This is a genomic window from Mesorhizobium sp. BAC0120 (assembly GCF_033542235.1).
In the GTDB taxonomy this organism is placed as follows: domain Bacteria; phylum Pseudomonadota; class Alphaproteobacteria; order Rhizobiales; family Rhizobiaceae; genus JAWRCU01.
Map to the genome: position 1 here is coordinate 210,374 of NZ_JAWRCU010000012.1, position 11,884 is coordinate 222,257.

Consider the following 11,884-nt stretch of genomic DNA (forward strand, 5'->3'; position numbering starts at 1 on the left):
GCGAGGTTCCGCCGACGTAAACGAAACCTGCCGCCGCTAAACCATCGCCGACGCGCCAAAGCAAGGGCGGTCTATGTCGCAAGCGGGTTCAGCGTCAAGCAGACATCGGCGATAGTTCCGACACATGCGAGCATCAGGTTGCGCGCTGTTGCGGTCTTCAAGTCACAGCGGCCCTTCATGTCCGCTGCGGGCCATCTCCCGTCATTTCTGCACGGGTGCTAGCTCGGCGGCCGGAACGGCTTGGCCAGAGAGGCCGGAAAGTGCAGCGCGAGCATCTGCCTGTTCTGCGAGATGATGACGAGAACGACGATGGTCGCGAGATAGGGCAGGGCGGACAGCAGCTCGGATGGCACTGCCAGCCCGAGGGCCTGGCCCTGGAGCTGCAGGATCGTCATGCCGCCGAACAGCCAGGCGCCGATGAGCACACGCAGTGGCCGCCAGGTCGCGAAGACGACGAGCGCAAGCGAGATCCAGCCCTTGCCCGCGGTCATGTTCTCGACCCAGAGCGGCGTATAGGCGACCGAGAGGTAGGCGCCGGCAAGGCCTGCCATGAGGCCGCCGAACAGCACCGCCAGATATCTGATCCGCACCACGGGATAGCCGATCGCATGCGAGGTTTCCGGCGACTCCCCGATAGTGCGCAGGATCAGGCCGCCCTTGGTCCTATAGAGGAACAAGGTGATCAGCACGAACATCAGCAGCGCGAGATAGACGAGCGGGTCATAGCGGAAAAAGAGCGGTCCGAGCACCGGGACATCCGAGAGCACCGGGATATGGACGCGCCTCAGCGCCTCGATCGGCGTGCTGCCGAAACCGCGGCCGATGAAGGCGGAGACGCCGGAGCCGAAGATCGCCAGCGCCAGGCCCGCAGCGTATTGGTTGGTGAGGAAGCTGAGCGCGAGCACGCCGAACAGCAGCGAAGCGGCCGCACCGGCAAGCGCCCCGATGAGGATCGCAACCGGCATCGGCAGGCCGGAGAAGACGGCCCAGAAGGCGAAGGCTGCGCCGATCAGCATCATGCCCTCGATGCCGAGATTGAGCACACCGGCTTTCTCGACAACGAGCTCGCCCAGTGCCGCCAAGATCAGCGGCGTCGCCGCGACGATCGTGCCGGTAAAGATCGCAACGAACAGCTCCATCAGCCATGCTCCGGCAGCCGGCGAAGCCGGTAGAAGATGAAGAAATCGGCGGCAAGCAGGAAGAAGAGCAATATGCCTTGGAAGATGCGCGTCAGCGCCGCGGGAAGGCCCAGATTCATCTGCACGGCCTCGCCGCCGAGAAACAGCAGGGACATCAGCAAGCCGCCGAGCACGATGCCGAACGCGTTGAGCCGGCCGATGAAGGCGACGATGATCGCGGCAAAGCCGTAGCCCGGCGAGACTTGCGGCGAGAGCTGGCCGAGCGGACCGGCCAGCTCGGCCATGCCCGCGATGCCGGCTGCCGCGCCCCCTGCCAGCAGCCCGGTCCAGACTGCGGCCGATTGCCTAAAGCCGGCATAGCGCGCGGCGAGCGGCGCCGCGCCGCTGACCGACATCTTGTAGCCGAGAAAGCTGCGGTCGGTGAAAATCCACATCCCGAGAACGGCGATGACGGTGATGAAGATCGACGGATTGAGGCGATAGGAATAGTCGAACGGCTCGAACATTGCGGTCGGCGGCAGCAGCGCCGTCTGCGGATAGTTGAAGCCTTGCGGGTCGCGCCACGGCCCGTGCACCAGCCAAGACAGGAACAGCGTCGCGACATAGGTGAGCATCAGCGTGACGAGGATCTCGTTGGTGTTCATCCGCGCCCTGAGGAAGGCCGGGATCGCCGCCCATGCCATGCCCGCCCCGGCGCCGGCCAGGAACATCAACGGCAGCAGCAAGAGGCTGTCGGGATTGGGATAGAAGAGGCCGACGCCGCAAGCGGCGATCGCGCCCATCGTGAACTGCCCCTCGGCGCCGATGTTCCAGACATTGGCGCGGAAGCCGACGGCCAGCCCGCAGGCGATGAGGACCAGCGGCGAGGCTTTGAGCAGCCATTCCGACAAGCCGTTCACGGAATCGAGCGGCGCGACGAAGAAGGCCGCAAGCGTCGTCAGCGGATTGTAGCCAAGCACGGCAAAGAGTACCGATCCGACGACAAGCGTCAGGACCGTTGCGATGACAGGCGCAGCGATCCGCATCAGCGCGGATGGCTCGGGCCTTTGCTCAACCCTGAAGCTTAGTTTCATCCTGCCCATTCGCTGCGCCGTTCCCCGCCCTCGTCATGAGGAGCCCCACCTCTTCGCGATCCGTCTCTCTTCTGACGAGCGGTCCGGAAACCCGGCCGCGGCAGATCACCAGCAGCCGGTCGCAGATTTCGAACAGCTCGTCGAGCTCTTCCGAGACGATCAGAACCGCCGCGCCGGCGCGGCTGAGATCAACCAGTGTCTGCCTGATGAAGGCAGCCGCACCCACGTCGACACCCCAGGTCGGCTGCGAGACGAGAAGCAGCTTCGGCTCCAGCGCGATCTCGCGCCCGACTATGTATTTCTGGAGGTTGCCGCCCGACAGGCTCTGCGCACTGGATTGGGGGCCGTTGGCCTTGACCTTGAACCTGTCGATGATGCCGCTCGCTGACGCCATGGCCTTGGCACGATCAACAAGCCCTTTGCGCACTAGTCCACGACGATGTGTCGTCAGGACGGTGTTTTCCCAGAGCGACTGCGGCGGCACCGCGCCGCGGCCAAGCCGTTCCTCCGGAACGAAGGCCATGCCGAGCCGGCGCCGCCATGCCGGATCCAGTCGCCCGACCGGCTGTCCGTCGATCCGGATCGCTTCTGCTTTGTGATGAAGCCGTTCGCCGCTCAACAGGGAGACGAGCTCGGCTTGGCCGTTTCCGGAAACGCCGGCAAGGCCGACGATCTCGCCGCCATGGACGTCGAAGGAGATCTCCTGGAGATCGGTCCCATATTGGTCGGCGGCGGGCGCCGACAGTCCGCGCACCTGCAGCACCGGTTGGGCGCTTCGGACCGACGGATCGACATGCATCTCGGGAAGCTTCGCGCCGACCATCATGCGCGCCAGTTCCAGCGCCGTCGTCTCCTTCGGCCCGGCGGTACCCGTCACTCTGCCGTTGCGCAGCACCGTCGCGCTGTCGCAGAGCTGCTGCACTTCCTCGAGCTTGTGGCTGATATAGAGGATGCTGCACCCCTCGCTTGCCAGCTGCCGCAGCGTCTCGAAAAGCTTCAATACCGCCTGGGGCGTCAGCACCGAGGTAGGCTCGTCGAGGATCAGCAGCTTCGGCGCCTGCAGGAGGCAGCGCACGATCTCGACCCGCTGGCGCTCTCCGACCGAGAGGTCGTGCACGCTGCGGTGCGGGTCGATCGGCATGCCGTAGCGTAGTGAGAGCTCCGTGATCCGCCGGGCCAATCCCGCAAGGTCGAAGCCGCTCACCGAAAGCGCGATGTTCTCCACCACGGAGACGGATTCGAACAGCGCGAAATGCTGGTAGACCATCTCGATCCCGAGCGCGCGCGAGACGGCTGGGTTGTGGTCCTCGATCAGCTTGCCGTCGCAGTAGATCTCGCCGGAATCGGCCTGCGCGGCGCCGTAGATGATCTTCATCAGCGTCGACTTGCCGGCGCCGTTCTCGCCAAGAACCGCATGGATCTCGCCGGGCATGATCGACAGCGAGATGTCGTCATTGGCGACGACGCCGGGATAGCGCTTCGAGATATTGTGCAGTTCGAGGCGTGGGGTCATTCAAGGTCCTGCCGTAGCCTGGGCGAGGGGGATGGAACGCAGCCGGCAGCCGTCGTGAGCGATCGTCGCTCAGCCGAGGGCTGCCGGCCATCCTAGCTGCGGTCAGGCGAGCTTGCCGATCATCCCCTTCACGAACCAGTTCATGCCACGGATATCGGCGTCCGAAAGCACCGAGCCTGCAGGCACTTTGACGTTGCCGTCCTGGTCCTTCAGCTCGCCGCCATAGGGATGGACCTTGCCGCTGCCGATATCGGCTTCGAGCTGCTTGAGCTTGACCTTCACGTCGGCCGGGATCTGGTCGTTGTAAGGGGCCATCTTGACCACACCCGCGGCCAGGCCATCCCAGCGCACCTCAGGTTTCCAGTTGCCGGCGGCGACCGCCTTGGCCGGGTTGACGTAGTCGCTGGTCCAGTCGAGCGTGAAAGCCGTGAGCTGCTTGCCCGAGGCGAACTTCGACATGTCGCTGGCATAGCCGATCGACCATGCACCGTTCTCGCCCGCAACCTGAACGCCGGTCGCAGTGTCCGTCATCGAGCAGATCACGTCACAGCCCTGGCTGGCCAGCGTGTTGGCAGCTTCCTTTTCCTTGCCCGGGTCGAACCATGAATTGAGGAAGATGGCGTTGCATGTCGCCGCCGGATTGACGCTCTGCGCGCCGAGCAGCAGCGCATTGGCCGGGCCGACGATATCGGGGATAGGGAAGCCGCCGATGAAACCGATCTTGCCCGATTTCGACATATACCCGCCAGCCGCGCCGGCAACGAATGTGCCCTCGTAATATTTCGCTTCGAACGTGCCGAGGTTGGGTAGATGCACGATGCCCGAGCAATGCTCGAAGGCGACATTGGGGAAGCGCGGCGCGACCTTCTGCAGCGGCGTGCCATGCGAGAAGCTGGTGCCGAAAATGAGCTTGTTGCCGGAGGAGGCAAGCTCGCGGAAAACGCGCTCGGCATCCTGAGGCATGAAGATGTTGTCGATGATCGTGAGCTCGACCTTGTCGCCGAGCGCTTCCTTGATCGCCGCAGCGCCCAGGCTGTGCTGCTTGGTCCAGCCGATCTCGGCGACCGGCGAAACATACACCACGCCTACCTTCAGCACCTCCTGCGCATTGGCGATGCGGGCCAGGCCCCCGGTCCCGAGCGCGGCACCCAGTGCGCTACCGTTTTTCAGAAAATCGCGTCTTGTCGTCTTCAGCATGTCGTTCACCTCTGTGGTCTTCTGGTTCAGCCCCTCTCCGGCACAATGCCGGAGCTTTCATGTGGATGGCCGTGGCCGTGTTCTGTCGCACGGCTCTCATCATCGGCCAGTTCTTCCTTCTTCCTCCCGCTTCCATTGGCGCCATCGGCTTCCGGCTGCATGTCGAGATAGGGCGCAAGCGCCTCGCGCGGACTAAGCTCGGGAAAGACGGCGCGGTCCATGATGTAGCCCCGCACCACGGCGCGGTGATGCGTATCGATCAATTCTGTCGCCTGCTTCAGCCGCCCTTTTTCCAGGAGGTCGATGATACGGGAATGATCGTCGAGCAGGTTGCAATAATCGAAGTCGGCGGTGATCAGGGAGCGCAGCAGTGTCGTGCGGCGGATGAGCTGCGCATGGATTTCCTGCATCACCTTGTTGCGGCTGAGCCGCACGAGCAGGGTGTGGAATTCCTGGCCGAGCAGATCGGCTAGCCCATCATTCCCGGCGGCGACCGCCTGGCGCTGGCGCTCGACATGCTGGCGCAATTCCGCCCAGCCGGCCGGACCGAGGCGGTCGCTGAGTTGTGCAGCCACGCCCTGCTCGACCAGCGTCAAGGCATCGTAGATTTCCAGCGCCTCCTGCAGGCTCGGCTTGGCGACGAAGGCTCCGCGATTGCGTTCGATCTGCGCGAGGCCGTCATTGGCGAGCCTTATCAGCGCCTGCCGCACGACGATGCGGCTGACGCCGAAGATCTCTGAAAGCTCGCGCTCGCCAAGTTTGCAGCCCGGCACCAGACGATGCTCGATAATTGCCCGGGTGAGCACATCGGCGATGGCCTGCGAGCGGCTGCTCATGCGCGAACCCGTCACTCCGCAAAGGAAAGCACGAGGGGAGCCGTTCCATCGGCGCCGAAGGGACCTACAAGCCGCCTCCGGAACGGATTCCAGTGCCCAAACTGGATGGCAATCATTTTATCCTGTCAACAACAAAATCGAAAATTGCTGGACAAAAACCCCGGATTGATATCCAATCTTGGCAACAAACGAGCGGGCAACCCGAGACAGCCGATGGCAGTTGCGAAGGCGCATGAATGCAGCGACCGCATGCTCCTCAATGATTGGCATGTGGTCGCCGATGAGGCAATGCTTAATTCGCAGGCGGCGCTTAGTACCTGCCTTTTTGGTGTGCATATTTCAGTCGGGAAGGCATCTGGCGCTCCTGTAAAGGTGATGCGAACCGATACCGGCGCGCCGGTCGCGAGCGCCGAGAAATACGGCTTCGTCTGGGCCTGCCTCGGTGAGCCCGAGCGCGACATCATCGACATTCCCGAGGCTTGGGAAAGTGACCGCCATCTGGTGACAGGCGGCTCGATCGCGGTGAAGGTTTCGGGGCTCAGGGCCGTCGAGAACTTCCTCGACATGGGACATTTCCCGTTTGTCCATACCGGCCTGCTGGGCGAGGAGCCGCACACGGAGGTGGCGCCCTACAAGGTCGAGATCACGGAAGCGGACGAAGTCCTGGCGACGGAATGCAAATTCTACCAGCCGCTGGCATCGCCGACTGCAAAGCAAGGCTTCATCGTCGACTACATCTACAAGGTGATCCGGCCCTATACGGTTGCGCTCTATAAGAGCAACCCCGTGCAGAAACACCGGCTTGACGTCATCGTGCTCTTCGTGCAGCCGGTGGACGAGGAAAACTGCGTCGCCCACCCGTTCCTCTGTTATCTCAAGGACAATATCGACGCGGCGACGGTGCGCTGGTTCATGCAGCTGATCTTCGCGCAGGACAAGCCGATCCTGGAAAACCAACTGCCGAAACGCCTGCCGCTCGACCCGGCCGCGGAGACGCCGATCCGCGCGGATGCGAGCTCGGTCTACTACCGGCGCTGGTTGCGCAGCCGGGACGTGACATATGGCGCCATCCCCGCGCGCGCCTGATCCCAAGGGACAACACCATGACGAAATGCTCTGATCCCGTGATCCTCAATCTCTGGCACCCGCTTGCTGCCATATCGGAATCGCCGGTCGATACCGTCGTCGAGACGGTCCTGCTGGAGGAGCGGCTGAGCCTGGCGGTGAATTCCAAGGGCGACGCGACGGTTTGGCGGTCACGTCCCGAACTTCCGGCGGGGCACAAGGTCGAGTTGGAGAAGATCCGGGAGAGGCTGCCGTCGAAGGTCGCTTACGGTTATGTCTGGGGTTCACTGGGCAACCCGCCGGCCGACATCTTCCCGATCCCCGAATATAGCGAGAACGACCGCCGCAGGCTCAACGCCGCGACGCTGGGCGTGAACGTCTCGGCGCCGCGCGCGATCGAGAATTTCCTCGACATGGGACACTTCCCCTATGTTCACACCGACATCCTCGGGGCGGAGCCGCACACCGAGGTGAAGGAATACGATGTCGAGATCTCTGCCGATCGCGACGAGATCGTCGCGACACGCTGCCGGTTCTTCCAGCCCATGGCGTCCACCGCTTCGCGCGGCGGCGCCGATGTCGAATATATCTACCGCGTCCCGCATCCCTATTGCTCGGTGCTCTATAAATCGAGCCCGGTCGACGAGAAGCGGCTGGATGTGATCGCGATCTTCCTGCAGCCGGTCGACCAGGAGCATATCCGCGCGCATATGATGCTGTGCGTCCTCGACGAGGAGAACGAGGACAAGATCATCAAGCGCTTCCAGCAGACGATCTTCGGCCAGGACAAGCCGATCCTGGAGAACCAGTTTCCCAAGCGCCTGCCGCTCGACCCGCGCGCCGAGACCCCGATCCGCGCCGACAAATCGGCCATCGCCTACCGGCGCTGGCTCAGCCAGAAGGGCGTGACCTACGGGGTCATCCCAGCTGCGATTTAACAGCGGCGCGATCTGACCAGGAGAGGAAATAATGCTGGACCAGGCCAAGGACAGATGGCACCCCATTGCTGCAGCTTACGACCTGCCCTTTCGCCACGTGTTCCATGCGCAGCTGCTCGGTCGCGAATTCGCCGTCTGGCGCGCCGACGACGGCTATGTGAACATCTGGGAGAATCGCTGCCTGCATCGTGGCGTCAGGCTATCGATCGGCATCAATGACGGCCGCGAGCTGAAATGCCAGTATCACGGCTGGCGGTATGCGAACCGCACAGCCGGCTGCACCTATATTCCCGCCCATCCCGCCGACGCGCCGGCACGCACGATCACCAACCGCACCTTTCCTGCAGTCGAACGCTATGGCCTCGTCTGGTCGGCCGAGGAACCGCGCGGCGAGGTGCCGGAGATTGGCGGGCTTGCTGAAGGTGACCTGCTCGTGGTGCGCGGCGTTCCGGTCAACGCTGCGGCCGATCGCGTTCTCGAAAAGCTGAAGACCTACCGTTTCCAGCCGAACGGGAGGATCGGCGAGACCGGAGCGGACGTCGTGCTCGAGGCGGCCAGCGATTTTTCGATCGCGCTCCGTTCACATCACGGCGATGCGCAGACGCTTTGCGTCTTCTTCGTGCAGCCCGTCGATGCAGGCCGCTCGGTGATCCGCGGCGTGCTCGACCGGCAAGGGGAGGGCGCCGAGCGCATCGCTATATTGCGTCATCACAATGAGCGGCTCTCGGCGTTGCGCGATGCCGCCGAGCGCGAGGCGGCAAGCGAGCCGGCGCCGGCGCCGATCGAGCCGATCTTCGAGCGTGTTACGCCGGAGCTCGCCGAGATGCCGGAGCTCGTGACGCATGGCCGCAAGGCGGCGCTGAGGGTCGAAGTCGCGAGAAAATGGCAGGCCGCGGACGGCATTGCAGGCTTCCAGCTCAGGCCGGTCAAAGGCCTGCTGCCGACCTTCCAGCCCGGCGCCCATATCGACGTGCACCTGCCGAACGGGGAAATCCGCCAATATTCGATCACCAACGGGCCCGGCGAGACGGACAGCTTCACCATCGGCGTGAAGCTCGAACCGGATTCCAAGGGCGGCTCGCAATGCCTGCACGAAACCGTACGCGAAGGCGACGTGCTGGCGATTTCGGAGCCCCGCAACAATTTTCCGCTGCGCCGCGACGCCATCAAGACGCTGTTCATCGCAGGCGGCATCGGCATCACGCCGCTGCTGGCCATGGCGCAGGCGCTGCACCATTCGGGCCTCGACTACGAGTTGCACTATTTCGCGCAGAGCAAGGCGCACCTGGCCTTTGCCGACCGGCTGAGCGCACTGGAGGACAGGCTGACGCCGCATCTCGGTCTCGACCCGAGCGCCACAGCCGCCAGGCTGCGCGAAATCCTGTCCGACTGCCAGCCCGACATGCATGTCTATATCTGCGGGCCAGGGCCAATGCTGGAGGCGGCGCGCAGGATCGCCGCCGAGGCAGGCTGGCCGGAAACAGCGATCCACTACGAATATTTCAAGAACACCAACAAGATCGACGACAGCTCGACTTTCGAGATCGCTTTGGCGCGCTCCTGCGTCACGCTGCAGGTGCCGGCCGGCAAGACCATACTCGAAGTGATGCGCGAAAACGGCATCGACATGCCCTCCTCATGCGAGCAGGGCGCCTGCGGCACCTGTCTCGCGACGGTGATCGAAGGCGAGCCCGACCACCAGGACGTTTATTTGAATGACGCCGAGAAGAGGGCCGGGACGAAGATCATGACCTGCGTATCGCGTGCCAAATCGGCCCGTCTGGTTCTCGATATCTAGGGGAGGGGATCATGTCTTTCGGCATCGCGGCACTCCGTCGCACACCCCTCATCCGTCGCCTTCGGCGACACCTTCTCCCACAGGGGGAGAAGGGGGAGCCTGGCATTTTCGCTCGCAGCAATTCTCATATGCCGGAGACCCGCCTTCGCGAAGCCCGATGCTCCCACGCCATGCGCTTGTCTCAGGCGCGCTTCGGCGGGCGGAGGAAGGTTGGCAGAGGCGCATATGCAGCGCTCCCCCTTCTCCCCCTGTGGGAGAAGGTGGCTCGGCGCGAAGCGCCGAGACGGATGAGGGGTGCGCCGTGGAGCCCGACGTCGCCTGAACCAGCACCGTCGCGGCGCCCCAGAGGAGGCGCGGCATGATCACGCTCTACGACTACGAACTGTCTGGCAATTGCTACAAGCTGAGATTGCTGATGAGCATCCTCGGCCTCGACTACAAGACCGTGCCGGTCGACTTCTATCCGGGACGAGAGCACAAATCGGAGTGGTTCCTGCGCATCAACCCGCTCGGGCAACTGCCTGTCATCGAGGATGACGGACTGGTGCTGCGCGATGCCCAGGCGATCCTGGTCTATCTCGCCTCGAAATACGACCCGTCCGGCAAATGGTATCCGCGCGACAACCCGGCGCTGCTCGGCGAGATCAGCCAATGGCTCGCCTTCGCCGACGGCATCACCGCGACCGCTTCCGCGGCGCGGCTCCACGACGGCATGTTCTACGATTTCGACATCGACGCGGCCCGCGCCGGGGCGCACCGGCTGTTCCGCATCCTCGACGAGCATCTCTGGTTCGGCGAGCAGGTCGGCCGCGACTGGATCTGCTCGGCCGCCCATCCAACGATCGCCGACATCGCCTGCTTTCCCTACATCATGCTCTCGGAAGAAGGCGGCATCTCGCGGCAGGACTACCCCGCCATCCGGCGCTGGTGCGATCGCGTCAAGCGCGTGAAGCGGTTCATCGTCATGTCGGGCGTGTTCCCCGCCGGTCCGGCACGCGCCGCGTAGAGCCTTCAGCTGCGGCACCAGCGTCAACGAATTGGGATGCAGGGGCCATTCTGGGATTGGCCCCGACGGATTTTCAGCGATAGGCTGATGCAATAACCGTAGCCGGAGCCCCTCGATATGACTCGCTGGCAACTTGCCCATGGACGGTATATCGACCTCGGCGGCCGGGCGTTGCTGATGGGCATTCTCAACGTCACGCCGGACAGCTTTTCGGATGGCGGCGAGTTCAGCCAGTTCGACGTGGCGCTCGCGCATGCCCGCCAGATGTCGGCGGAAGGTGCGGCCATCATTGACGTCGGCGGCGAATCCACGAGGCCGGGCGCCACGCAGCTTGCGCCGCAGGAGGAACAGTCGCGAGTTCTCCCGCTCATCGAAGCGCTTTCGGCTGAAAGCGATGCCATTATTTCAGTCGACACTTACCATGCGGAGACGGCGCGGCTGGCGGTGGCGGCTGGCGCGCACATCGTCAATGACGTCCACGGACTCCAGCGTGAACCCGACATCGCAAAGGTGGCGGCTGACACCGGCGCCGGTCTCGTCATCATGCACACCGGCCGCGACCGCGAAAAATTGCCTGACGTGATCGCCGACCAGTTTCTCTTTCTGGAAAGATCGCTCGAGATCGCGCGGCAGGCCGGCATCGCGAATGATCGCATCGTGCTCGATCCGGGCTTTGGATTTGCCAAGGACAGCGAGGAGAATCTTCAGCTCATCGCAAGGTTCGACGAATTGCGTAGGCTCGGTTTTCCGTGGCTCGTCGGCACGTCGCGCAAGCGGCTCATCAAACATATTGCCGGTGAGGACCGCCACGCGCGTGACGTCGGCACATCAGCCACCAGCGTTATTCTCCGAATGAAGGGCGCCGCCATCTTCCGCGTGCACAATGTCGCGATGAACAGGGATGCGCTGGCCTTTGCCGACGCGATTCTTGAGCGGGAGAAAGGGGCAAGCGGTTAGGGTGTGATCCCAGCCGAAGGCCAACAGCAAAAAGTTGGACATACACGGGGCTAGGATTGCCAACGATTTCAGGATCTCGATCGTTGGCGCTGCCCCTCATCCGCCTGCCGGCACCTTCTCCCCGTAAACGGGGAGAAGCACGACTGCCGTTTTGGTTTCGCCAGTCGCCGGCTGCAGAATAAGCGCCGTCTAAAACGGCCGGCGTCCTTCTCCCCGTTTACGGGGAGAAGTGCCCGGCAGGGCGATGAGCGACTATCTGGGCTGTCAAGTTGCATTAGCGAACTCGATGCGCGCATCGCGTGCTTTTGCATTGAGGATGACGAGCAGCTTGCGGGCGAGCGCGATGCGGATGACCATCTTCT

At 63.5% G+C, this 11,884-nt stretch carries 10 protein-coding genes and 1 pseudogene; 5 read left to right on the plus strand and 6 right to left on the minus strand.

Features of this window, described 5'->3' with window-relative positions:
* Positions 1–218: 218 nt before the first annotated feature.
* The 5 genes from SAZ10_RS24375 to SAZ10_RS24395 all read right to left on the minus strand — a co-directional run bounded on the left by SAZ10_RS24375 (position 219) and on the right by SAZ10_RS24395 (position 5,758).
* Positions 219–1,139: an ABC transporter permease gene (locus SAZ10_RS24375; RefSeq protein WP_318611985.1), complete on the minus strand. Its 921-nt coding sequence runs from the start codon at positions 1,137–1,139 to the stop codon at positions 219–221.
* Positions 1,139–2,164 carry an ABC transporter permease gene (locus tag SAZ10_RS24380; protein ID WP_318612004.1) on the minus strand — a complete coding sequence of 342 codons (1,026 nt, stop codon included), beginning with the start codon at positions 2,162–2,164 and terminating at the stop codon, positions 1,139–1,141. Before SAZ10_RS24380 ends, SAZ10_RS24375 begins: the two co-directional genes overlap by 1 nt.
* A gap of 25 nt (positions 2,165–2,189) precedes the next feature.
* Positions 2,190–3,725: an ABC transporter ATP-binding protein gene (locus SAZ10_RS24385; RefSeq protein WP_318611986.1), complete on the minus strand. Its 1,536-nt coding sequence runs from the start codon at positions 3,723–3,725 to the stop codon at positions 2,190–2,192.
* Positions 3,726–3,827: 102 nt separating this feature from the next.
* The gene (locus SAZ10_RS24390; RefSeq protein WP_318611987.1) at positions 3,828–4,922 is read right to left on the minus strand and encodes a BMP family ABC transporter substrate-binding protein; all 1,095 of its coding nucleotides are present in this window, start codon (positions 4,920–4,922) and stop codon (positions 3,828–3,830) included.
* Between the two features lie 26 nt (positions 4,923–4,948).
* Positions 4,949–5,758, minus strand: a complete 810-nt coding sequence (locus tag SAZ10_RS24395; RefSeq protein WP_318611988.1) for a GntR family transcriptional regulator — start codon at positions 5,756–5,758, stop codon at positions 4,949–4,951.
* Between the two features lie 213 nt (positions 5,759–5,971).
* Here SAZ10_RS24395 and SAZ10_RS24400 point away from each other — a divergent pair, with 213 nt between their 5' ends.
* From SAZ10_RS24400 to folP, 5 genes are all read left to right on the plus strand, one after another.
* Positions 5,972–6,844, plus strand: coding sequence for an aromatic ring-hydroxylating dioxygenase subunit alpha (locus SAZ10_RS24400; protein ID WP_318611989.1), 873 nt, complete (start codon positions 5,972–5,974; stop codon positions 6,842–6,844).
* A 17-nt stretch (positions 6,845–6,861) separates the two neighbouring features.
* Complete coding sequence (locus tag SAZ10_RS24405; protein ID WP_318611990.1) at positions 6,862–7,761, plus strand: aromatic ring-hydroxylating dioxygenase subunit alpha; 900 nt, start codon at positions 6,862–6,864, stop codon at positions 7,759–7,761.
* 31 nt (positions 7,762–7,792) lie between these two features.
* A complete protein-coding gene (locus SAZ10_RS24410) occupies positions 7,793–9,559 on the plus strand; it encodes a 2Fe-2S iron-sulfur cluster-binding protein (protein WP_318611991.1) in 1,767 nt (588 codons plus the stop codon).
* A 358-nt stretch (positions 9,560–9,917) separates the two neighbouring features.
* A complete protein-coding gene (locus SAZ10_RS24415) occupies positions 9,918–10,565 on the plus strand; it encodes a glutathione S-transferase (RefSeq protein WP_318611992.1) in 648 nt (215 codons plus the stop codon).
* 117 nt (positions 10,566–10,682) lie between these two features.
* Positions 10,683–11,522 carry a dihydropteroate synthase gene (gene folP, locus SAZ10_RS24420; RefSeq protein WP_318611993.1) on the plus strand — a complete coding sequence of 280 codons (840 nt, stop codon included), beginning with the start codon at positions 10,683–10,685 and terminating at the stop codon, positions 11,520–11,522.
* Positions 11,523–11,786: 264 nt separating this feature from the next.
* On the opposite strand, the pseudogene SAZ10_RS24425 reads toward folP, so the two are convergent.
* Positions 11,787–11,884, minus strand: a pseudogene (locus tag SAZ10_RS24425) (IS110 family transposase); the annotation flags it as partial.

Excerpts from the sequence above, each read along its gene's own strand:
- SAZ10_RS24375 (WP_318611985.1), bottom strand. The coding sequence starts at position 1,139 with ATGGAGCTGTTCGTTGCGATCTTTACCGGCACGATCGTCGCGGCGACG.
- SAZ10_RS24380 (WP_318612004.1), bottom strand. The coding sequence starts at position 2,164 with ATGCGGATCGCTGCGCCTGTCATCGCAACGGTCCTGACGCTTGTCGTC.
- SAZ10_RS24385 (WP_318611986.1), bottom strand. The coding sequence starts at position 3,725 with ATGACCCCACGCCTCGAACTGCACAATATCTCGAAGCGCTATCCCGGC.
- SAZ10_RS24390 (WP_318611987.1), bottom strand. The coding sequence starts at position 4,922 with ATGCTGAAGACGACAAGACGCGATTTTCTGAAAAACGGTAGCGCACTG.
- SAZ10_RS24395 (WP_318611988.1), bottom strand. The coding sequence starts at position 5,758 with ATGAGCAGCCGCTCGCAGGCCATCGCCGATGTGCTCACCCGGGCAATT.
- SAZ10_RS24400 (WP_318611989.1), top strand. The coding sequence starts at position 5,972 with ATGGCAGTTGCGAAGGCGCATGAATGCAGCGACCGCATGCTCCTCAAT.
- SAZ10_RS24405 (WP_318611990.1), top strand. The coding sequence starts at position 6,862 with ATGACGAAATGCTCTGATCCCGTGATCCTCAATCTCTGGCACCCGCTT.
- SAZ10_RS24410 (WP_318611991.1), top strand. The coding sequence starts at position 7,793 with ATGCTGGACCAGGCCAAGGACAGATGGCACCCCATTGCTGCAGCTTAC.
- SAZ10_RS24415 (WP_318611992.1), top strand. The coding sequence starts at position 9,918 with ATGATCACGCTCTACGACTACGAACTGTCTGGCAATTGCTACAAGCTG.
- folP (WP_318611993.1), top strand. The coding sequence starts at position 10,683 with ATGACTCGCTGGCAACTTGCCCATGGACGGTATATCGACCTCGGCGGC.